Source organism: Paucibacter sp. M5-1 (assembly GCF_027498415.2).
Lineage (GTDB): Bacteria > Pseudomonadota > Gammaproteobacteria > Burkholderiales > Burkholderiaceae_C > Roseateles_E.
Map to the genome: position 1 here is coordinate 3,028,235 of NZ_JAPZLM020000001.1, position 21,226 is coordinate 3,049,460.

Genomic DNA, 21,226 nt, shown 5'->3' on the forward strand with positions numbered 1-21,226 from the left:
GTATGCCTACTGTTCACGCGGCCCTGTGCGCATCGCCGGGTTCGGCCGGGCTGGGTGCAGTCGCGAGTTTTGAAAATGATAACGAAACTTGAGCGCCGATCAGCGCCTGAGCCTGGTCGCCCTGCAAATGAAGGTTGGCCAGGCGGATGCGCGCGCCGTGCTCGTCGGCGATTTTCTTCACCACGGCCAGGCCCAGGCCGGTGCCCTTGGTCTTGGTCGTGACATAAGGCTCGAAAGCGCGCTTGAGCACCTTCTCGGCAAAGCCGGGGCCGTTGTCGGTCACTTGCAGGCGCAGCGCGCGCAGCTCGCCGGCCTCGTTGAAGGCCTTCTGCGTGCGCACCAGTACATGGCCGTCGGGCTTGTCGCTGACGGCGTCCAGCGCGTTCTGCACCAGATTGTGGATGACCTGGCGCAGCTGGGTCGCGTCGCCCTCGATCAGCGGCGGCTCGCTGGCCAGCTCGGCCTGCAGCCGGCCGGCCTCCTGGGCCGGGGCATACAGCATCAGCACCTCGGACACCAGCGCATTCAGGTCCAGCGCGCTGAGCTTGGCCGAGGGCAGGCGGGCATAGTCGCGAAACTCGTTGACCAGCTGCTTCATCGCCTGCACCTGGTTGACGATAGTGGCGACCGAGCGCACCAGCATGGCCTGGTCGGCCCCTTCGAGCTTGGCTTCGAGCTTGTGCTGCAAGCGCTCGGCCGAGAGCTGGATCGGCGTCAGCGGGTTCTTGATCTCGTGGGCCAGGCGCCGCGCGACCTCGCTCCAGGCGGCCGAGCGCTGGGCGGAGACCACCTCGGAGATGTCATCGAACACCATCAGCCGGCCGTCCAGCGGCAGCTGCGCGCCGCGCACCAGCAGGGTCAGCGTGTCCTGGCCGGACTGCAGCTGCAACTCGAAGGCGTCCTGCCAATGGCCGCGCTCGCCGGCCTCGGGCGCGTCGCTGAGCTGCTCGAAGCGCTGCCAGACCGACTGGGCAAAAGCCTCCAGCTGCGGCACCTCTTCGAGCCGCCGGCCGCGATAGGCCGACAGCGGCAGGCGCAGGATGCGGGTGGCGCCGGGGTTGACGGTGTCGATCTGCTGCTGGGCGTCGAACACGATCACGCCGGCGGTCAGATTGTCCAGAATCGTCTGCAGATTGGTGCGCGCGCTCTCCAGGTCGGCCACGCTGCGCTCGACCAGCGCGCGGGCGTCGGCCAGCTGGTCGGTCATGTCGGCAAAGGAGCGGGTCAGGCCGCCCAGCTCGTCGCGCGAGGACAGCACCGGCTTGGCCGACAGATCGCCATGCGCGACCTGCCGCATGCCGTCGGCCAGCAGCAGCAGCGGCCGGGCCAGCTGATTGCCCAGGGTCACGGCCAGCAGCAGGGCCGCGAACACCGCCAGTATCAGCACCAGGGTCAGCGTGCCCAGATACATGCGGCGCAGGCCGTCGCGCTCCAGCGCGCGCTGCTGGTACTCGCTGTTGGCGGTCTGCACCGCCAAGGCATTGGCCAGCACCTGGCTGGGCAGGCGCTGCACCACCATCAGATAGCGGTCGGCGCTGCCCAGGCTCATCTCGGTGCTGGGCAGCAGGGCCAGCGCGCGCAGCAAGGCATTGCCCTGCAGGGCCTGGGCCTCGTCCTCCAGGCCTTCGAGCTGGCTCATCACCCCGGCGGCGCGCGCCTGCCGCAGCAGCACCGCGCCGGGCCGCTCCGGCGCCAGCGCGCTGGTGTCGCCGCCCACCGACATCAGGATCTGCCCGCCGCTGCCCACCAGGGCCACGGTGCGGGCCGAGAGCTGCTCGCGGATGCGCTCCAGCGCCAGCGGCTGCAGGCTTTGCGTGTCGGTCAGGCGGTCGGCGGCGTCGCGGGTCTTGTTCGACAGCTCGTTGACCAGGCCGTCGAGCGTGCCGCGCCCGAGGTTCAGGCCGGCGTCCAGCGCGCTGGCCAGCCGCACATCGAACCAGCTCTCGATGCTGCGGTTCACGAACTGGTAGGACACGGTGTAGATCAGCAGCCCCGGCACCACACCCACCAGCGCAAAGATGCCGGCCAGCTTCAGCAGCAGCCGGCTGCCGAACTTGGCCGCCCGCACCCGCAGCACCAGGCGCACCGCCGCCACGCTGATGACCAGCACCAGCACCGCTGCCACCGCCGCGTTGAGCCAGAACAGCCAGACATAGTGGCGCTCGAAAAAGCCGCGCTGCGCGGTGCCGCCGATCGACAGCAAAAAGGCCAGCACCCCGCTGGCGCCGGTCACGGCCACCAGCGAGACCAGCCAGGCCCAACGCGCGGCGCGGGTCATGGCTTGTTGCTGGTCAGATCGGGGTTCAGCGCCAGGCTGCGTTCGACGCTCAGGGCCCAGCCCTGCGGCGAGCCCAGGCCGATCTGCATCGGCCGCGGCAGCTGGCTGGTGTCGAGCCGGTAGCTGAACTCCAGGTAGTAGCGGCTGCCCTCTTCCAGATCCTTGCCCTCGGCCAGCCGCCAGCCGGCAATGCCGCGCAGCGAGGCCAGGGCTTCGGGCAGGGTGACATAGCTCTGGTGCAGGCCGCCGTTGCTGACGCGGTACTGGCGGGTCAGTGGCTGCCAGGCCAGGCGCCAGCTGCGCGAGACCCGCGAGACGCGTTCATCGCGCCAGTACCAGCGCGAGCGCAGCACCGAGGCCTCGGCGGTGAAATAGATGGGCACGCCCTTCAGCAAGGCGTCCTCGACCGGCCGCGGCAGCTCAAAGCGGGTGCTGAAGCTCATCAGCAGGCCGTCCTCGGCCCGCTCGGTGCTCAGCTGCACCAGTTCCACCCCGTCGGCCCTGGCCGGCGCCAGCCCGGCCAGCAACATCAGGGCCAGCAGCAGACGCAGCAGCACCGCTCGCGCCAGGGCGACGGACAACGGGGCGGCGGAGAACGGCAGGCGCAAGAGCAAGGGGCTAATCAGTTCTTTATCAGCAAGGCGTAGAAGAAGCCATCGACCACCGAGACCCCCGCACCCGCTTGCGGACCATTGTCGGCCAGGGGCAGCAGATGCCCCGTGAAGCCCTGCACCGGGACCGGGCTCGCATCGCTATGGCGTTGCAAAAATGCATCGACCTGGTCCTGCCCCTCGGCCTTGAAAATCGAACAGGTGGCATAGACCAGCCGCCCGCCGGGTTTCAAGGTCGGCCACAGCGCCTCCAGCAGCTCGGCCTGGATGGCGGCCAGCTGGGCGATATCACCGGGCCGGCGCAGCCAGCGCACATCGGGATGGCGCCGCACGATGCCGGAGGCGCTGCAGGGCGCATCGAGCAGGATGGCGTCGAAGGGCCGGCCGTCCCACCAGGCGGCGGTATCGCGCGCGTCCGCGGCCTTCAGACTGGCGCGCTGGTGCAGGCGGTCCAGGTTGTCCTGGACGCGGACCAGGCGCTGCGGGTCGGTGTCCAGGGCCAGCAGCTCCAGATCGGCCAATTCCAGCAGATGGGCGGTTTTGCCGCCCGGGGCCGAGCAGGCGTCCAGCACCCGGGCGCCTGCGGCCAGGGGGGGCAGGTCTTGCCAGGCCTGGACCACCAGCGGCGCGGCCAGCTGGGCCGCCGCGTCCTGCACCGAGACCTCGCCCTCGGCAAAGCCCGGCAGCGCCGTCACAGGGACGGCCCGCTCCAGCACCACGGCTTGGGGCGCCAGCGCCCCAAGCGCTCGTGCGGCGATGCCGGCAGCGGCCAGCCTTTGCAGGTAGGCGGCCGCGTCGCCATGCCGGGCATTGACCCGCAAGCTCATCGGCGGATGTTCGTTGTTCGCTCTGAGCACGGCCTGCCAGTGCTCGGGCCAGTCCTGGCGCAGCCGCTCTATCCACCAGGGCGGGTGGTTGAACTCGCCCTGCGGCTCGCGCTGCGCGGCCTGCACCACCGCCTCGCGCTCGCGCAGAAAGCGGCGCAGCACCGCGTTGACGAAGCCGGCGCTGGCCGGGGCGCGCTTGCGCGCGGCGCTGACGGCCTGGTCCACCACCGTGTGATCGGCATAGGGTGGCGTGGCCGCGGGCCACAGCAGGGCCAGCGCGACGGTCAGCAGGCTGTCGACCTTGGGCGGCGGCGTCTTCGGGGCCAGCTGGGCACGCGCCGCCTGGGCGGCGCCCAGCAGACGCAGCACATGAAAGCTCAGGGCCTGGGTGCCGGGGCGCAGCTCCTGGGGGCAGCGCGCCAGCACGGCGGTCAAGGACTGACCCTCGCGCACGGCCTGCACGGCGTCGGCCGTCTGCAACAGCAGCCGCTGCAGCGGCGGGGCCAGGGAGGTGGAAGCGGAAGAAGAGGACACGCGCCCAGTGTAGGGGCAGCCCGCAGCCGCCCCGGGGCGGCAGGGAATTTGCAATCCGGACACAATGGTGACCGGACAAAGACTACCGAGACGCCCATGACCGGGGACAAGCCTGACACCATTTTCCGCAGCGAGGCCGAACTGGCCGCCCTGCCCGCCTCCGAACGCATCCGCTACCGGCTGCGCGGTGCCGGCTGCCGCCACCATGCTAATGACAATATCGCCGCCTTCATCGAAGAGGGCGAGCTCGACGAGCTGCAGGCCGAGGTGCAGGCCAAGCTGCAGGAGGTGCTGCGTGCGCTGGTGATCGACACCGACAGCGACCACAACACCCAGGAGACCGCCAAGCGCGTCGCCAAGATGTATCTGCGCGAGATCTTCAAGGGCCGCTATGCCGTCGCGCCGCCGGTCACCGAGTTCCCCAATGTGACCCGGCTCAACGAGCTGATGATCGTCGGCCCGATCACGGTGCGCAGCGCCTGCTCCCACCATCTGTGCCCCATCATGGGCCGGGTCTGGATCGGCCTGCTGCCCAACGAACACTCCAATCTGATCGGCCTGTCCAAGTACGCGCGGCTGTGCGACTGGATCATGAGCCGGCCGCAGATCCAGGAGGAGGCGGTGACCATGCTGGCCAACGAGCTGCAGGAGCGGGTCCAGCCCGATGGCCTGGCCATCGTGATGGAGGCTGACCATTTCTGCATGCACTGGCGCGGCGTCAAGGACATCGACTCGATGATGACCAATAGCGTGATGCGCGGCGCCTTCCTGAAGGACGCCAATCTGCGCCGCGAATTCCTGTCCCTGCTGTCGAAAAAATAATGTCCTGGGGTCAGTCCTTGCGCGCTAGCGCAAGCCCTGACCCCTCTGATCGGAGTACTGCCATGCTAGTCCGTCTGCTTTATGCAAGCCGCGCCGCCAGCCCGATGAGCGAGGCCGAGCTCGCGGCCATCCTCAAGTCCTCGCGCGCCCACAACCCGGCCGAAGGCCTGACCGGCCTGCTGTGCTACAGCGACGGCATCTTCATGCAGGTGCTGGAGGGCGGGCGCGACGCGGTCAATGCGCGCTACAAGTCCATCATCGGCGACACCCGCCACCGCGATGTGATCCTGCTCAGCTACGAGGAGGTGGCCGAGCGCCACTTCGCCGGCTGGAGCATGGGCCAGGTCAACCTGTCGAGGCTGAACCCGGCCCTGGTGCTGAAGTATTGCGAGACCACCAAGCTGAACCCCTACGCGATGTCGGGGCAGGCACTGAAGGCGCTGTTCGACGAGTTGGTCAATACCGGCGCCATTGTCTGCAACTAGTCAAGCCAGTGAGTCCGCCCAGATCGTGCGCGCCCAGTTCCAGGCATAAGTGCCTTCCAGCTCAGTCGGGCCGGTAGAGACGCCGCCAGAGCCCGCCACGGTCTTGAAGGTCTTCTCGGCCGCGACGTACTCATGCACGCTGGCGACGTGGATGACGTTCTTCGCGTCGACGAAGCTGTAGCAGGTGTTGGTCAACATCGGCGCCGGGTTGATCTCCCAGCCATTGAGCTGGGCGACGATGGCGGCCGCCGCGACCTTGCCGTGGCTGTTGGCCATATGGCCGCTCTTGGGCATGCCCGGTGCGATCTGGATAGCGTCACCCAGCACATGGATGTCCTTGGCGGCGGTGGCCTCGAAGCTCAGATAGTTGACATTGACCCAACGCGCATTGCTGTTGGCCAGGCCGGCCTGCACCGCGACGGCGCCGGCCCGCATGCTGGGCAGCACATTCAGCACATCGGCCTTGACGTCGTCCTGGATCTCGAACTTGACGGTCTTGCTCTTGGCGTCGACCGCCACCGCCTTGTGCTGCGGCCGGTACTCGATGATGCCTTTGTACTGCTCGGCCCAGACCTTCTTGAACAGCGGCCCCTTGGAAGTGACGTCCTGGTTGGCATCCAGGATCAGCACCTTGGAACGCGGCTTGGCCTGCTTGAAGTAGCCGGCGATCACGCTGGCGCGCTCGTAGGGCCCGGGCGGGCAGCGGTACGGCGCCTCGGGAATCGTGATCGCGTAGACGCCGCCGTCCGGCATCGCCTCCAGCTGGCGGCGCAGCGCCACCGTCTCGGGACCGGCCTTCCAGGCCTGCAGGATCTGGCCGGCGGCATTGGCCTCCTTGAGCCCGGCCACCGAGTCCCAGATCAGGTCGATGCCGGGGCTCAGCACCAGCTTGTCGTAGGCGATCACCGGGCCCGAGGCCAGGGTCGCGGTCTTCTTGGCCGCATCGATGCTGGCCACCCAGTCGCGCACCACGGTGATGCCGTGCTTGGACTGCAGCGTGCCATAGGGCGTGGTGATCTCGCCGATCTGGCGCGAGCCACCCAGCACCAGGTTCGAGATCGGGCAGGAGACAAAGGCCTCGCTGGGCTCGACCAGCACGACCTCGATCTTGTAGTCGGACAGCAGCCGGATGTATTTGGCCGCCGTGGCGCCGCCATAGCCGCCGCCGACCACCAGCACCCGGGCCTTGCTCGGCACCGAGGTGGTGGCACAGCCGGCCAGGCCCAGCACGGACAGGGCGGCCGCGCCCTGCAGGAGATTGCGTCTTTGCATCATGTGTCTTGTCTCCGTCAGTTACGTGGCAGGGCGGCGAAATAGCCGGCCAGCTGTTCGATCTGGGCTTCGCTATAGCCCTTGGCCAGCTGGTGCATCACGGTGGCCTGACGGGCGCCACTCTTGAAGGCCTTCATCTGCTCGCTGAAATAGGCGGCCGGCATGCCGGCAAGACCTGGCACCGCCGAACCCTCGACGGCGCGCCCCGCCGTGCCGTGGCAGTTGGCGCAGGTGGCGGCCAGGGCTTTCAGATGTAGGGTCTTGGCATCCTGGGCCGCAGCGGCACCGGCACCGGCGGCCAGCGCGGCGCCCAACAGAATCGCTCGCAAGCTCATCGGAGTCTCCTTGTTGTGTAGTCGGCGCAGTTTATGCAGCGCCCCCCGACTTGCCAACAAAACAATCGCAATAAGCTTCTACAGCGAACGCGCCTCGGCAAAGCCGTAAAGGCTGGCCAGCACCCGGGTCGGGAACTGCTTCGCCGCCTCGTTGTACTGGCTGACCGCCTGGTTGAAGACCTGGCGCGAGAAGGCACGCTGGCGTTCGATCAGCTTCAGCTCGGCCAGCTGGGCCTGGATCTCGGCGTCCCGACCGAGCTCCCCATGGTGTTCGACCAGGGACACCAGCCGGGTCAGCGCCGCCGCATGGACGGCCGTCGCCACCGCCAGGCTGGCCACCGGGTCGCCCGCATAAGGTTTGCTCCGGGCCGCCAGCACGGCGGCCTGCACCTCGGCCTGGGCACTGTCCAGCGCGTCGAAGGCGGCCTGCTCGCTCTCCAGCGCCGGCCGCGCCAGGGTCAGCAGCCGGGCGCTGACCTCGGCGCGCGCGCCGAACTGCTGGTCCAGCTGCACAAAAGCCTCGCCGATCGCATTGCGCAGCCGCATCAGCCGGTTGTAGGCGCCGATGCCCCAGAACAGCAGCAGCGCCGCGACGATCCATCCCAAGGTCGACCAGCTCATGTCGCGATGTACTCCGCATGGCCGCGCGCGCGCAGCTCGCAGGCCGGGCAGCTGCCGCAGCCATAACCCCAGGCGTGCCGGGTCTTGCGCTCGCCCAGATAGCAGGTGTGGGTGTGCTCGATGACCAGCTCGTTCAGCGCCGCGCCACCCAGGCTCTCGGTCAGTGCCCAGGTCTGGGCCTTGGTGATGAACATCAGCGGCGTCTCTATCGTCATGGGCGCGTCCAGGCCCAGGCTCAGCGCCACCTGCAAAGCCTTCAAGGTGTTGTCGCGGCAGTCGGGATAGCCCGAGAAATCGGTCTCGCACATGCCACCCACCAGCACCGAGGCGCCGCGCCGGTAGGCCAGGGTCGCGGCAAAGCTCAGGAACAGCAGGTTGCGGCCCGGCACAAAGGTGTTGGGCAGGCCATTGGCCTGCATCGCGATGGCGCGGTCCTCGGTCAGCGCGGTATCGGAGATCTGGCCCAAAAGGCTCAGGTCCAGCAGATGATCCTCGCCCAGCTTGGCGCCCCAGGCCGGGAACTGCCGGGCCAGTTCGCTGCGCACGGTCAGCCGGCATTCGAGCTCGATGCGATGGCGCTGGCCATAGTCGAAGCCGAGCGTCTCGACCTCGGCATAGCGCTGCAGCGCCCAGGCCAGGCAGGCGGTGGAGTCCTGGCCGCCGGAGAACAGCACCAGGGCTTTGCGGGATGTATTGGCTTGAGGCGAGGCGGTCATGGCACAGCAGCAGTCAGCAAAGCCCGCATATTATGTGGATCGGCGGCGGAAGGCCGTCCCCACTCAGGAGCCACTGCATGTCGACACCACCCCGGCTGGGCCTACTGAGCTTGATGGGCCTGCTGATTCTGCTGGCCCTGGCTGTTTCAGGCTGGCAGCCCTATGACCGCGCCACCTGGCTGATGGAGGTGGCGCCGGTGCTGATCGCCGTGCCGCTGCTGGCCGCCACACGCGTGCGCTTTCCCCTCAGCCCGTTGATGTATGGGCTGATCTTTGCGCACTGCCTGATCCTGATACTCGGCGGCGCCTACAGCTATGCGCGGGTGCCGCTGGGCTTCTGGATGCAGGAGCTGATGGGACTTTCGCGCAACCCTTACGACAAGATCGGCCATTTCGCCCAAGGCCTGATCCCGGCCCTGCTGGCCCGCGAGATCCTGCTGCGCGGTGGCCATGTGGCCGGGCGAGGCATGGCCGGCTTTCTGGCGGTCTGCGTCGCGCTGGCGGTCAGCGCGGTCTACGAGCTGATCGAATGGTGGGCGGCGCTGGCGCTGGGCCAGGGCGCCGACGAGTTTCTCGGCACCCAGGGCGACCCCTGGGACACCCAGTCGGACATGTTCCTGGCCCTGCTGGGCGCGCTGGTCGCCAGCCTGCTGCTGGCGCGCTGGCACGACCGGCAGTTGCGGGCGCTGGCGACCCACTAGCCTCGGGCATACCCGGGGCCTCGAAATCCCGCTGGTGGGCCGGGGCTCGCGCGGCCAAGATCGGCGCCTCAGCAACCCCTCAAGCCACGCCCGATGACCGCCCTGCTGCCCACCCTCTTGCTGATCTCGCTGGCCCTGGTGATGCTGGGTGTCGGCCTGTCGCTGAGCCTGGATGACTTCGCGCGACTGCGCCGCCACCCGAAGGCGGTGGCCATCGCGCTGCTGCTGCAGATGCTGCTGCTGCCGCTGGCCTGCTTCGCGATGATCCAGCTGGTCGGCCTGCCGCCGGTGATGGCGGTGGGCCTGATGCTGCTGGCGGCCTCGCCGGGCGGGGTCTCGGCCAATCTGTTCTCGCATCTGTTCGGCGGCCATGTGGCGCTGAATATCTCGCTGACCGCGATCAACACCTTGCTGTCGGTGATCACCATGCCGCTGATCGCCAACCTCGCGCTGCAGCATTTCATCGGCGAAGGCGTCGTGCCGCTGCAGACCGCCAAGGTCGCCGAGGTGATGGCCGTGGTGCTGCTGCCGGTGGTCGTCGGCATGAGCGTGGCGCGCTGGCGCCCGGCGCTGGCGGCGCGGCTGGAAAAGCCCTTCAAGATCTTCAGCGCCGTCGTGCTGGCGCTGCTGGCGCTGGGCGCGATCGCCAAGGAGTGGCGCGCGCTGGCCGACTCGGCCGCCAGCATCGGCGCCATCGTGCTGGCGTTCAATCTGCTGAGCCTGCTGTCGGGCTACTACCTGAGCCGCGCGCTGGGTCTGGCCAAACCGATGGCTACCGCGATCAGCTTCGAGATCGGCATCCACAACTCGACGCTGGCGCTCTATATCGCGCTGAGCGTGCTGCAGAACTTCCAGATGGCGCTGCCGGCGGCGGCCTACTCGGTCAGCATGTATATCGTCGGCACCTTGTTCGGCCTGTGGCTGCGCCGCGGCGACGCAGCGCCTAGGGCAGCAGCGGCAGGCGCCGACGCCGCTCGCCGGTGAGCGCAAACCAGGCATTGGCCACGGCCGGTGCCACCGGCGGGGTGCCGGGCTCGCCAACGCCGGTGGGCGCATGGTGGCTGGCGATGAGATGGGTCTCGATGCGCGGCGTCTGCGCCAGGCTCAGCAGCGGGTAGTCGGGGAAATTGCGCTGCTGCACGACACCATCGCGGATGTCGATGCGGCCGAACAGCGCCGCCGTCAGCCCGAAGATGATGGCCCCCTCCATCTGGCGCTCGACGATGGCCGGGTTGACCACGGTGCCGCAATCCAGCGCGCAGACCACGCGCAGCACCTGGGGCCGCCCGCCGCTGTCCTGCGTCAGTTCCACGACCTGGGCGACGATGCTGCCGAAGCTCTCGTGCAGGGCCAGGCCGCGTGCCTGGCCCCTGGGCAAGGCCTGACCCCAGCCGGCCTTCTCGGCCGCCAGCCTCAGCACCGCCGCATGGCGCGGCAGGCCGTCCAGCAGGCTCAGGCGGTAGTCCAGCGGATCGGCGCCGGCCGCGTGGGCCAGCTCGTCGACAAAGCTCTCGATGAAGAAGGCATGGTGCGAATGACCGACCGAGCGCCAGAAGCCGACCGGCACGCCCGAGTGCGTGGCCAGATGGGCAATGCGCTGATGCGGCACGGCATAGGGCTGGTCGAACAGACCCTCGGCTGCGGTCTTGTCGGGCAGATCCACCGGCCCGGCCAGCGCCGGCAGCACCCGCTCCATCCAGCGCGGCGAGATCGCATCGCCGGCGCTGCCGATGCGCAAGCCCAGCGGCTTGCCATCCTCACCCAGCAGCGCCTCGCAAAAAGCCGCGCCGGCCGGGCGGTAGAAGTCGTGCCTCATGTCCTCCTCGCGCGACCACAGCAGTTGCACCGGCCGACCGCCGGTCTCCAGTGCCACCCGCACGGCCTGGCCGACGAAGTCGATCTCCAGGCGCCGGCCGAAGCCGCCGCCCAGGTAGCTGACATGCACGGTGACCGCCTCGGGCGCGACACCGGCCACGCGCGCGGCCAGCTCGCGGGCCAGACCCGGCACCTGGGTCGGTACCCAGAGCTCGACCCGGCCGTCGCGCACCCGGGCCGTGCAGTTCATCGGCTCCATCGCCGCGTGGGCCAGATAGGGGGCTTCGTAGAGCGCCTCGATCTTGCGGCCCGGGCCGGCCAGCGCCCGCTCGGCATCGCCCTCGCTGGCGAAGGCCAGCCCGTCGGCGGCGGCGCGGCGCGCCGCCTCGGCCAGCGCGGTGGCGATGCGCGCGCTGTCCAGTGCCCCGGCCGGTCGGCCCTGCCACTCGATCTCCAGCGCCGCCGCGGCACGTAGCGCATGCCAGCTGTTGCGCGCGACGACGGCCACCGCCGCCTGGCCGCCGGCATAAGGCCCCAGCGATACGACTCTCTCGACCCCGGGCTGGCGCAGCGCAGCCTCGACCGGCAGCGCGCCGGGCGCGCCGCCCAGCGCCGGCGCGTGGCGGATCGCCGCATACAGCAAGCCCGGCGGCCGCGCATCGATGCCAAAGCGCGCCGAACCATCGATCTTGGCGGCCAGGTCCAGGCGCGGCGCGGACTGCCCGATCAGGGTCCATTGCGCCGCCGGCTTCAGCCCCACCTCGCCGGGCGGCGTGGCGGCCGCCGCCTGGGCGAACTCGCCGTAATGGGCGCTATCGTCCGAGGCCACATGGCTGATCACGCCGGCGGTGATGCGCAGCTCGGTCAGCGGCAGCTTCCAGCGCAGCGAGGCCGCGCCCAGCAGCTGCTGGCGGGCGGTGGCGGCGGCCCAGCGCAGCGGCTCCCAGGCATCCGCGATGCTGGAGCTGCCACCCGTGGCGTTGATACCCAGCTCACGCGCCAGCTTGGCCACGGTCCAGGCTCCCAGTCTTGCGGCCGGGCTTTCCTGGCCCGGCTCCAGGCTGCGCGGCGGGAGCGGCAGCTGGCCGACGAACATCGCGACATTGCCGTACAGCGACTCGTGGCCGGCCGCGATCAGCCGCAGCCGCGCCAGCGGCACGGCCAGTTCCTCGGCCACCAGCTGGGCCAGCGCGGTATGCACGCCCTGGCCCATCTCGCTGCGGTTCATCGCCAGCAGCACGCTGCCGTCGGTGGCGATCTTGATCCAGCCGTTCAAGCCGATCTCGCCGTCGACCACGGCCTGCGTCTTCGCATGGCCCAGCCGGCTGCGCGGCGGCAGCGCGGCAAAGCCCACCAGCAGGGCGCCGGCCGCGCCAAGACCGGACAGCAGCAGCGTGCGGCGCTTCATGCGCGCTGGCCCGCCGGCTTGGGCGCGCTCATCTGGGCGGCCGCATCCTTGATCGCCGCGCGCACGCGCGGATAAGTGCCGCAGCGGCACAGATTGGTCATCGCCGCGTCGATGTCGGCGTCGCTGGGCCTGCGCTTGCCGGCCAGCAGCGCGGCGGCGGCCATCAGCATGCCGCTCTGGCAGTAGCCGCACTGCGGCACCTGGTGGGCTATCCAGGCCTGCTGCAGCGCGCCGGCTGCCAGGCCCTCGATGGTGGTGACGGCCTTGCCCTGCACGCTGGCCAGCGGCGTCACGCAGGCACGCGCGGCCTGGCCATCGATATGCACCGTGCAGGCGCCGCAGGCCGCGACGCCACAGCCGAACTTGGTGCCGGTCAGGTTCAGCCCGTCGCGCAGCACCCACAGCAGCGGCATCGCGGCATCGCCCGCATGCGCGGGCAGCGCATGAACCTGCCCGTTGACCTTCAGTTCCATCCCCGCCCTCTTTCCGCTTGCGACGCCGCACGGCGTTCCGCGATTCACAATAGGGCCATGAGCAAGCCCGACCTCCCCACGCCCACCCTGATGCTGCTGCCCGATGGCCAGGCGCCGCAGCTGTTGTTCCTGCTGTTCCACGGCCTGGGCAGCGATGGCTCGCAGATGACGCCGCTGGCCCAGGCCCTGCGCGCCCAGTACCCGCAGGCCGCGGTGCTGAGTATCGATGCGCCCGAGGCCTTCGACGGGGCAGCGACTGCGGCCGCAGGTTACCAATGGTTTTCGCTGCAGCGGATCGACGACAGCAGCCGCATCGAACGGGTCGCGGCCGCGCTGCCCGGCTTCATCGCGCTGGTGCGGCACTGGGCGGATCACTTCGAGCTGCCCTGGGAGCGCGTCGCCCTGGGCGGCTTCTCGCAGGGCGCCATCATGGCGCTGGAGGCGGTGCAGGCCGAGCCCCGGCTGGCCGGCCGCGTGCTGGCCTTTGGCGGCCGCTATGCCAGCCTGCCCGAGCACGCCCCCGAGGAGGTCAGCCTGCACCTGTTGCACGGCATGGCCGACGAGCGCATGCCCTACCGCGACATCGTGCAGGCGGCCCAGATCCTGGTGCAGCTGGGCGCCGATGTCACCGCCGACGTCAAGCCCGGCATCGGCCACGAGCTGCACCCCGAGCTGATCGCCAAGGCGATGGAGCAGCTGCGCACCTTTGTGCCGGCCCGGCTGTGGCGCGAGGCCGTGCTGGCGGCCGCCGAGCAGGATCGCAAGCCCAGCTGAGGACGGCGCCGCGATGCGCCGATAAGCGGGCGATCCGGGCCGCTGATCGGCCGCTCATCTGCGGGATCGTCGCTTGCTCCGGGCGGCGCGAAAGCACAGACTGAAGACCGGTCAAGCGTGATGCGAGGCGGTCATGGCAAGGGCGGTCGGACTGATCTGGCTGGGTGGTGGACTGGCGGCCACGGCGGCGTTGGCGGGCTTTACCGAGCTGCGCAGCTCGCGGCTGCAGGCCACGCTGTGGTCCTCGGCGGCGCGCGAGGCCAGCTACCGCGTCGAGGCCGGCCCCAGCCCCAGCATCAGCTTCCCGGGCGATGGCCCCTACGACGAACGCATGGGCTATAGCGCGCTGCCGCAGCACATCGAGCGCCTGCAGCAGCAGGGTTTCGTCGTCGCCAGCCAGGCCCGCCAGTCGCCGCAGCTGCTGGCCATGGCCGGACAGGGCTTGTTCATCCCCTACCGCGAAAAAAGCCAGGCCGGCCTGCTGCTGCGCGACTGCCGTGGCGAGGCCTTGCTGGCGCTGCGCCAGCCGCAGCGCCAGTACGCGCGCTTCGAGGACATCCCGCCGCTGCTGGTGCAGACCCTGCTGTTCATCGAGGACCGCCATCTGCTCGACGAGGACGCGCCGCGCCGCAATCCGGCGCTGGACCCCGAGCGCTTCGGCAAGGCCGCGCTGCAACAGTTGCAGCAACGCATCGATGCCAGCCGGCCGGCGTCCGGCGGCTCGACCCTGGCGACCCAGATCGAGAAATACCGCCATTCGCCGCAGGGCCGCACCGGCTCGGTCGGCGAGAAGCTGCGCCAGATGGCCTCGGCCTCGCAGCGCGCCTATCTGGACGGCGAGCAGACCCTGGGGCGCCGGCGCGAGATCCTGCGCGACTATCTGAACACCGTGCCGCTGGCCGCGCGCCCCGGCATCGGCGAGGTGCACGGCCTCGGCGACGGGCTCTGGGCCTGGTATGGGCGTGACGCCGACAGCGTCAACCGCCTCTTGCTGCAGCAGACCGACGCGAGCCCGGCCCAGGCCCTGGCCTACAAGCAGGCGCTGTCGCTGCTGATCGCGCAGCGCCGCCCGAGCCAGTTCCTGCGCGGCGACGGTCAGGCGCTGCGGCGCCTGACCGACAGCTATCTGCGCCTGCTGGCCGAGGCCGGCGCGATCCCGCTGGGCTTGCGCGATGCGGCACTGCCGCTGGCGCTGACACGGGCCGAGCCGGGGCCGCAGCCGCAGCGGCCCGATTTCGTGCAGCGCAAGGCCAGCGGCGCGCTGCGGGTCAAGCTGGCCGCGCTGCTGGACATGCCGCGCAGCTACGAGCTGGACCGGCTCGATCTGGCGGTGCAGACCAGCCTGGATGGCCGCGCCCAGGCCCTGGCCACGCGCACGCTGGCGGGGCTGCAAAAGCCCGAAGCGGCGCGCGCCGCCGGGCTTTACGGCCCCCATCTGCTGGAGGCCGGTGCCGACCTGCGCCCGCTGGTGTTCAGCCTGACGATTTACGAGCGCGGAGCGCACAGCAACCGGCTGCGCGTGCAGGCCGACAGCCTGGCCCAGCCCTTCGACGTCAATCTGGGCGCCAAGCTGGACCTGGGCTCGACCGCCAAACTGCGCACGCTGATCTCCTATCTGGAAGTCATCGCCGAGCTGCACCAGCGCTGGGCCGGCCTGAGGCCCGATGAGCTGCGCGCGCTGAAGCCGGCCGGCCGCGATGCGCTGTCGCTGTGGGCCCGCGACTACCTGCTGCAAACCCAGCCGCCGCGCGAGCTGCCGGCGATGCTGGACGCCGCGCTGCAGCGCCGCTACTCGGCCCATCCGGGCGAGGCCTTCTTCACCGGCGGCGGCCTGCACCGCTTCGAGAATTTCGCGCCCGAACACCAGCATCAGCAGTTTTCGGTCAGCGAGGCCTTCAAGCACTCGGTCAATCTGGTCTTCATCCGGCTGATGCGCGACATCATCCAGCATCGCATCCACGGCGGCGACGCTGCCGCGCTGCTGGCCGAGCCCGGGCATCCGCGCCGCCAGGCCCTGCTGCAGCGCTTCGCCGCGGCCGAGGGCGGTCACTACCTGGCCGGCTTTCTGCGCAAATACCAGGGCCTGTCGGCCGCGCAGGCGCGCGAGCGGCTGCTGGCCGACACGCGGCCGACGCTGCCGGCCCGCGCCGCCCTGCTCTATCTGCTGGAGCCGGCGGCCGACGAAGCGCGGCTGCGCACCTGGCTGGCCGAGCATTTGCCCCAGGCGAGGGTCGATGCCGCCATGCACCGCCGCTACCAGGCGCTGTCGCTGGCCGACCGGGCCTATCTGGCCGGCCGCCACCCGCTGGAGCTGTGGCTGGTGGGGCGGCTGCAGCAGACGCCGGACGTCGGCCCCGAGGAGCTGCTGGCGGCCAGCGCCGAGGCCCGCCAGCAGGCCTATGCCTGGCTGTTCAAGACCCGCCAGCGCGCCGCCCAGGACCAGCGCCTGCGCCAGATGCTGGAGCGCGAGGCCTTCGACGGCCTGCTGCAGTCATGGCGCCGGCTGGGCTATCCCTTCGACCGGCTGACGCCCTCCTATGCCAGCGCGATCGGCGCCTCCGGCGACCGCCCGGCGGCGCTGGCCGAGCTGATGGGCATCATCGTCAACCAGGGCGCGCGCCGGCCCCAGCAGCCGATCGAGGCCCTGCATTTCGCGGCCGGCACGCCCTTCGACACCCGGCTGGAGGCGCGCGGCGCGGCGGTGCAGCAGGTGCTGGCGCCGGCGGTGGCCGAGGCCGCCTGGCGCGCCCTGGTCGCGGTGGTCGAGGACGGCACGGCAAGGCGGCTGCGCGGCGTCTTTCTCGACGCCCAGGGTCAGGTCTTGCCGGTGGGCGGCAAGACCGGCACCGGCGACCATCGCCAGACCCGGGTCGACAAGAACGGCCGCCTGATCTCGGAGCGCGTCGTCGAGCGCTCCGGCACCCTGGTCTTCACGCTGGGCGAGCGCTATTTCGGCACCGTCACCAGCTATGTGCACGAGCCCGACGCGGCGCGCTACCACTTCACCAGCGCGCTGTCGGTGCAGCTGCTGAAGTCGCTGGGGCCGCCGCTGCTGGCGAGCTTGCAAAAGGAGCGCTGCAGCGTGGACTGAATTCAGTCGAGCACGACCTCGGTCCGCACCGTGCCGGCCCGCTCGGCACTGGCCGTCAGCGCCAGCCGCGTGCCCTTGGGCGCGCGCACCACCCACTCGCCGACGGCCCGGTCGGCCGTGACCTCGCGGCTGGGCAGGAAGGCCTGCTGGCTCTGCTTGGGGGCATGGCCTTCGAGCTGCGGGCCTTCGATGCGCTCCTTGCCGCCGAGCAGGCTGATCTCGGGGTTGCCGGGCGGCAGGTGGATCTCGAACATCACGCCGCGCACCACCTTGCGCTCCAGCGCCCGCTTGGTGATGTAGGCCGGCAGATAGCCGCTATTGGCCACCGCCAGGCGCACGCGCCAGGTGTCGGGGCCGAGCGCCCGCACCTCGGTGCGCAAGAGCTCCAGCTTGGGCAGGGACAGCGCGATCTGGTTCATCCAGCCCGGGAAGCGCGCGGCCTCGCGCTCGCGCAGATGCGGCGGCGGATTGCGCCAGTAGTTCATCTTGTCCCAGCCGCCGATCTCGACCGCGCCGAGCTGCGGGTGCTGGAAGGGCCGCCAGTCCACATGGGCCCGGCCCTCGCACTGCTCGTCGCTCCACTTCAGCAGCTTCAGGTCGTCCTCGACCGGGTGGTCGCGGTACCAGTCGATCCACTTATAGCCCTCGATGCCGGCCTCCTTGTTGGGCGACCAGATCTCGACCACCCAGAACAGCGCGCCCAGATGCTCGTAGACCCAGTCCTGGGTGCCGGAGATGACTTCCTTGGGGTGGTATTTGAAGTCGTGCCAGATGCTGATGGCCGGGTAGCCGCTGTGCTTGACGCCCAGCTCCGAGAAGCGCTTGTAGGCCCACAGGTCCTCGGGAATCATGTCCTCGTCGCTGTGGCCGCCCATGGGGCGCAGGATCACGCCGCTGTGGGTGTGATAGCTGATCGCCGCGCCGATGTTCGGATGGCCGGTGATGAAGTCCACCATGGCCCGCACCTCGGGCTCGCTGGTCGGGTAGGGGCCGGCGCCGACCTGCTTGTACTCCTGGCGCCACTCGCTGGGGAAGTTGCGGTTCAAGTCCAGCCCTTCGCGGTCGCGGTTGACCGTCACCGTCAGGCCGTCGTGGTTCTTGATGAAGCCCTCGGGGATCAGCCGGTAATACTCGCCGCCGAACTCGCCGGGCTCGCGCGCCACCATCAGGCGCGGGTCCTGCTCATGCTTTTTGTAGCCGCCATGCGGGTCGGGCACGCGCATCGTCAGGATGCGGCCGTCGCCGTCGACGTCCTCGATGCTCAGGCCGTCGACCGGCTCCTCGTCATAGGGGTAGCGGCGGGTCGAGGAGCGGATGTGGCGCGGCCTCTCGGCCAGGGCCAGCTCGGCGCCGTCGGGGTTCAGGCGCGGCACCATATAGATGACGCGCGTGTCCAGCAACTGGGTCACCTGCACATCAGTGCCGTACTTGAGCAGCAAGTCGTGCAGGTAGTACAGGCAGGTGGTCGAGGCAGTTAGCTCGGCGGCGTGGATATTGCCGTCCAGCCAGAAGGCCGGCTTGTCGATATCGGCGCCGGTGGCGGTATTGGTCAGCACCAAAGCCCAGATACCGCGGCCCTCGTAGCTCTTGCCGATGCTGCGCACCGAGACCAGATTGGGCCGCGCCTCGGCATAGGCGAACAGGAGCTGGCTCAGCTCCTCGTAGCGGTAGAACTCGTCGAATCGCGGGCTGGGCAGGGCTGACATGGCGGGAGCGGTATTGGCAGTGCGGCCGATTGTGCCCAAAGCCCGGTCTCGCCGCAGCCGGGTTGACCCGCTTGGGCGCGCAGTGCGTCACTGGCCCTTGAACAGGCCCTGGAACTGGCGCGACACCGGCAGCCTCTCCTCGCGGCCCTTCAGGGTCAGCACCATGGTGTTCTCGTCGATGCGCAGAGCGCTGGCGATCTGGCGGCTGTTGACCAGCACCGAGCGGTGGACCTGCCAGAACTGTTCGGCGTCCAGGCTGGCCAGCAGCTCCTTCAGCGGCGTGCGTATCAAGGCCTCGCCGCCCAGATGCACGACCCGGGTGTAGCGGTTGTCGCTCTCGAAGAAGATCACGTCCTCCGGCGCGATCAGCCTGACCTCGCGGCCCAGCGAGGCCTGGATCGGGCGCTGCAGGCGGGCCGCGGCCACCTGCGGCAGCAGCTGCTGCAGCAGCGCTTGCAGATCGGGGCCCGGCTGCCGGCGCTGCACTCGACCCTGCAGGCGCGTGATGGCCTGGCTCAGGCGGGCCTCGTCCACCGGCTTCAACAGATAGTCGACCGCACCGGCGTCAAAGGCCGAGATGGCGTGGTCGTCGAAGGCGGTGACGAAGACAACCTGCGGCGGCGTGGCGGTGGCGGCCATGCGGCGCGCCACCTCGATGCCGCTCAGGCCGGGCATGCGGATGTCGAGAAAGCAGATCTGCGGCTCGTCGGCCAGATAGTCGTCCCAGGCGTCGACCCCATTGGCGCTGGCGGCCACGATCTGCAGCTCGGGCCACAGCCGGGCCAGCGCCGCGCGCAGCTGCTCGCGCGGGCCTTCTTCGTCGTCGGCAATCAGGGCTTTGATATCGCTCATGGATGCGGGTCAATCGTGATGCGGGCCAGGCAGCCGGGCTGCTGCGGCAGGACTTCAAGCCGGGCGCGCTCGCCATGCAGCTGGGCCAGGCGGGCGCGGGTGTTGGCGAGGCCGACGCCATCGCAGGGCGCTGCCGTCAGGCCGGCGCCATCATCGCTGACTTCCAGCAGCACCCGGCCCGCCTCGGCGTGCACCTGCACCTCGATGCGGCCGCCGCGCAGGCTGGGCTCGATGCCATGGGCAATCGCGTTCTCGACCAGGGTCAGCAAGGCCCCGGGCGGCAGCTGCAGCGCATCGAGCCCCGGCTCGGTCCGCAGCGCCCAGCGCAGCCGCTCGCCCAGCCGGGCCTGCATCACCTCCAGATAGCTGCGCACGATGGCCAGCTCCTCGGCCAGGCTCAGCGCATCGCGCTCGAACATCGGCAGCGTGGCGCGCAGATAGCGGGTGAAGGAGCGCAGGGTGGGGCCGGCGCGGCCGTCCTGCGTGTCGACCCAGTGCTGCAGCGAGGCCAGGGTGTTGAACAGGAAATGCGGCTGGATCTGGGCCGTGGCGAGGCGGCGCGCCAGGCTCAGGCTGCGGGCCTGCTCGTCCAGCTCGGCCAGCCGGGCCTCGATCTGCTGCACCCGGTACAGGGTCAGAAACCACCAGGCGCTCAGCGCCGTCACCAGCGCGCCGGTCACCACCAGCAGCGGCAGGACCGGCGTCGGGTAGCCCCGGCCCTGGTAGAGCAGCAGGCCCAGCAGGAACAGCAGGGTCAGCAGCCAGCTGGCGATATTCAGGCGCAGCCGGCTCGGTTGCCGCCACAGCCAGCGCGCGACGGCCAGCGCGGCGGCCGCAGCGCCCAGGCTCAGCAGCAGCACCGGCAGGCCCCAGCCCTCGGGCAGCTCGGCACTGAAAATCAGCAGCATCACCAGGGTGTTGCCGTAGACATAGTGGTCGATGCCGCGCGGCCAGGCCTGGGTGCCGGCGCGCACCAGTTCCTCGGCGGAGAAAACCCGGCGCGGCCCGGGGCACAGCCACTGGGTCCAGTCCAGTGCGGCGGGCTTGCGGATGGATTCGCTCATGGGTGACAGTCTAGGCAGGCGCCGGGCGCCGCTCGCTGGTGCTGCGGCGAATGGCGGATTCGGCGGTTGGGCGGTGGCTTCAGCGCGCCAGCAGGGCGCCGTCGACAAACACCTTCAACTCGCCGGGCGCGAACGCGACCCAGGGTTCGTCGCGGGTCAGCGGCTCGGTGGCAATCACCGCGACGCGGTCCTGGGCCGTGGTGTGATGGGCGAAATCGACGCTGAGGTCCTCGTCGCTGAGCTGAACCGGGCCGAAGGGATGGGCCCGCAGCAGATAGTGCAGATGGGTGGAGCCATGGGCCCACAGCGCCTGGCCGTTGGACAAGAGCATGTTGAAGGTGCCGTGGCGCGCCAGCTGCGGCATCAGCTCGGCCAGCGTGGCGCTGAGCTCGGCGATGCTGGGCACGTCGCAGTGCGCCTTGGCCAGCTCCTGCATCAGCCAGCAGAAGGCGCGCTCGCTGTCGGTCTGGCCAACCGGCTTGAAGGCGGCATGCAGGCGCGGATGGAAGTCGACCAGATTGCCGTTGTGCGCAAACACCCAGTAGCGCCCCCACAGCTCGCGCTGGAAGGGGTGGGTATTCTCCAGCGCCACCTGGCCCTGCGTGGCCTTGCGGATATGGGCGATGACGTTATCGCTCTTGATCGGGTAGTGCTTGACCAGCTCAGCCAGCGGCGAGGCACGGGCGCTGTGGTGGTCGACGAAATGGCGCAAGCCGTGGCCCTCGAAGAAGGCGATGCCGAAGCCGTCCTTGTGCTCGTCGGCGCGGGTGGCCAGGCCGGTGAAGCTGAACATCACATCGGTCGGCGTGTTGGCATTCATGCCCAGCAGTTGACACATCAG

Annotated in this window: 19 protein-coding genes; 6 read left to right on the forward strand and 13 right to left on the reverse strand. The window is 69.9% G+C overall.

The window, feature by feature from the left end:
• Window positions 1-13 precede the first annotated feature (13 nt).
• The 3 genes from O5M90_RS14200 to rsmB are packed head-to-tail and all read right to left on the reverse strand — an operon-like array spanning window position 14 to window position 4,250.
• On the reverse strand, window positions 14-2,278 hold the full coding sequence (locus tag O5M90_RS14200) for a sensor histidine kinase (protein WP_137942622.1): 2,265 nt from the start codon (window positions 2,276-2,278) through the stop codon (window positions 14-16).
• Complete coding sequence (locus tag O5M90_RS14205) at window positions 2,275-2,859, reverse strand: DUF4390 domain-containing protein (protein WP_269839259.1); 585 nt, start codon at window positions 2,857-2,859, stop codon at window positions 2,275-2,277. Before O5M90_RS14205 ends, O5M90_RS14200 begins: the two co-directional genes overlap by 4 nt.
• Before the next feature lie 41 nt (window positions 2,860-2,900).
• Entirely contained in the window at window positions 2,901-4,250 is a 1,350-nt protein-coding gene (gene rsmB, locus O5M90_RS14210; RefSeq protein ID WP_440402119.1) for a 16S rRNA (cytosine(967)-C(5))-methyltransferase RsmB, read from the reverse strand.
• 96 nt (window positions 4,251-4,346) lie between these two features.
• On the opposite strand from rsmB, the gene folE reads away from it, so the two are divergent.
• Both folE and O5M90_RS14220 read left to right on the forward strand, forming a co-directional pair.
• Window positions 4,347-5,072, forward strand: coding sequence for a GTP cyclohydrolase I (folE, locus tag O5M90_RS14215; RefSeq protein WP_137942620.1), 726 nt, complete (start codon window positions 4,347-4,349; stop codon window positions 5,070-5,072).
• A gap of 62 nt (window positions 5,073-5,134) precedes the next feature.
• Entirely contained in the window at window positions 5,135-5,557 is a 423-nt protein-coding gene (locus O5M90_RS14220; protein ID WP_137942619.1) for a BLUF domain-containing protein, read from the forward strand.
• Here O5M90_RS14220 and O5M90_RS14225 read toward each other — a convergent pair whose 3' ends face one another.
• The 4 genes from O5M90_RS14225 to queC all read right to left on the reverse strand — a co-directional run bounded on the left by O5M90_RS14225 (window position 5,558) and on the right by queC (window position 8,501).
• Window positions 5,558-6,829, reverse strand: a complete 1,272-nt coding sequence (locus O5M90_RS14225; RefSeq protein ID WP_269839260.1) for an NAD(P)/FAD-dependent oxidoreductase — start codon at window positions 6,827-6,829, stop codon at window positions 5,558-5,560.
• 17 nt (window positions 6,830-6,846) lie between these two features.
• Window positions 6,847-7,164, reverse strand: coding sequence for a c-type cytochrome (locus O5M90_RS14230; protein WP_137942617.1), 318 nt, complete (start codon window positions 7,162-7,164; stop codon window positions 6,847-6,849).
• Window positions 7,165-7,242: 78 nt separating this feature from the next.
• On the reverse strand, window positions 7,243-7,785 hold the full coding sequence (locus tag O5M90_RS14235) for a LemA family protein (protein ID WP_137942616.1): 543 nt from the start codon (window positions 7,783-7,785) through the stop codon (window positions 7,243-7,245).
• Window positions 7,782-8,501, reverse strand: coding sequence for a 7-cyano-7-deazaguanine synthase QueC (gene queC, locus O5M90_RS14240; protein ID WP_269839261.1), 720 nt, complete (start codon window positions 8,499-8,501; stop codon window positions 7,782-7,784). The genes O5M90_RS14235 and queC overlap by 4 nt, the downstream gene beginning before the upstream one ends.
• A 77-nt stretch (window positions 8,502-8,578) precedes the next feature.
• On the opposite strand from queC, the gene O5M90_RS14245 reads away from it, so the two are divergent.
• Both O5M90_RS14245 and O5M90_RS14250 read left to right on the forward strand, forming a co-directional pair.
• Window positions 8,579-9,202 (forward strand): DUF2238 domain-containing protein, encoded by a 624-nt coding sequence (locus tag O5M90_RS14245; RefSeq protein WP_269839262.1) that lies wholly within the window; start codon window positions 8,579-8,581, stop codon window positions 9,200-9,202.
• Between the two features lie 93 nt (window positions 9,203-9,295).
• Window positions 9,296-10,186: a bile acid:sodium symporter family protein gene (locus O5M90_RS14250; RefSeq protein WP_269839263.1), complete on the forward strand. Its 891-nt coding sequence runs from the start codon at window positions 9,296-9,298 to the stop codon at window positions 10,184-10,186.
• Here O5M90_RS14250 and O5M90_RS14255 read toward each other — a convergent pair.
• Together O5M90_RS14255 and O5M90_RS14260 are read right to left on the reverse strand one after the other, a co-directional pair.
• Window positions 10,146-12,425: a xanthine dehydrogenase family protein molybdopterin-binding subunit gene (locus tag O5M90_RS14255; protein ID WP_269839264.1), complete on the reverse strand. Its 2,280-nt coding sequence runs from the start codon at window positions 12,423-12,425 to the stop codon at window positions 10,146-10,148. The genes O5M90_RS14250 and O5M90_RS14255 overlap by 41 nt on opposite strands.
• A complete protein-coding gene (locus O5M90_RS14260) occupies window positions 12,422-12,898 on the reverse strand; it encodes a (2Fe-2S)-binding protein (RefSeq protein ID WP_269839265.1) in 477 nt (158 codons plus the stop codon). Before O5M90_RS14260 ends, O5M90_RS14255 begins: the two co-directional genes overlap by 4 nt.
• 57 nt (window positions 12,899-12,955) lie before the next feature.
• Between O5M90_RS14260 and ypfH the strand changes: the two genes are divergently transcribed.
• A complete protein-coding gene (gene ypfH / locus O5M90_RS14265; RefSeq protein WP_262968901.1) occupies window positions 12,956-13,672 on the forward strand; it encodes an esterase in 717 nt (238 codons plus the stop codon).
• A 133-nt stretch (window positions 13,673-13,805) separates the two neighbouring features.
• Window positions 13,806-16,763, forward strand: coding sequence for a transglycosylase domain-containing protein (locus O5M90_RS14270; RefSeq protein ID WP_269839266.1), 2,958 nt, complete (start codon window positions 13,806-13,808; stop codon window positions 16,761-16,763).
• A 2-nt stretch (window positions 16,764-16,765) separates the two neighbouring features.
• On the opposite strand, the gene O5M90_RS14275 is transcribed toward O5M90_RS14270, so the two are convergent.
• The 4 genes from O5M90_RS14275 to O5M90_RS14290 all read right to left on the reverse strand — a co-directional run bounded on the left by O5M90_RS14275 (window position 16,766) and on the right by O5M90_RS14290 (window position 21,223).
• The gene (locus O5M90_RS14275; RefSeq protein WP_269839267.1) at window positions 16,766-18,469 is read right to left on the reverse strand and encodes a M14 family metallopeptidase; all 1,704 of its coding nucleotides are present in this window, start codon (window positions 18,467-18,469) and stop codon (window positions 16,766-16,768) included.
• Window positions 18,470-18,556: 87 nt separating this feature from the next.
• Window positions 18,557-19,321 carry a LytR/AlgR family response regulator transcription factor gene (locus O5M90_RS14280; protein WP_269839268.1) on the reverse strand — a complete coding sequence of 255 codons (765 nt, stop codon included), beginning with the start codon at window positions 19,319-19,321 and terminating at the stop codon, window positions 18,557-18,559.
• Complete coding sequence (locus O5M90_RS14285) at window positions 19,318-20,385, reverse strand: sensor histidine kinase (protein WP_269839269.1); 1,068 nt, start codon at window positions 20,383-20,385, stop codon at window positions 19,318-19,320. Before O5M90_RS14285 ends, O5M90_RS14280 begins: the two co-directional genes overlap by 4 nt.
• Window positions 20,386-20,464: 79 nt before the next feature.
• Window positions 20,465-21,223 (reverse strand): class II glutamine amidotransferase, encoded by a 759-nt coding sequence (locus tag O5M90_RS14290; RefSeq protein ID WP_262968896.1) that lies wholly within the window; start codon window positions 21,221-21,223, stop codon window positions 20,465-20,467.
• Between the last annotated feature and the right edge of the window lie 3 nt (window positions 21,224-21,226).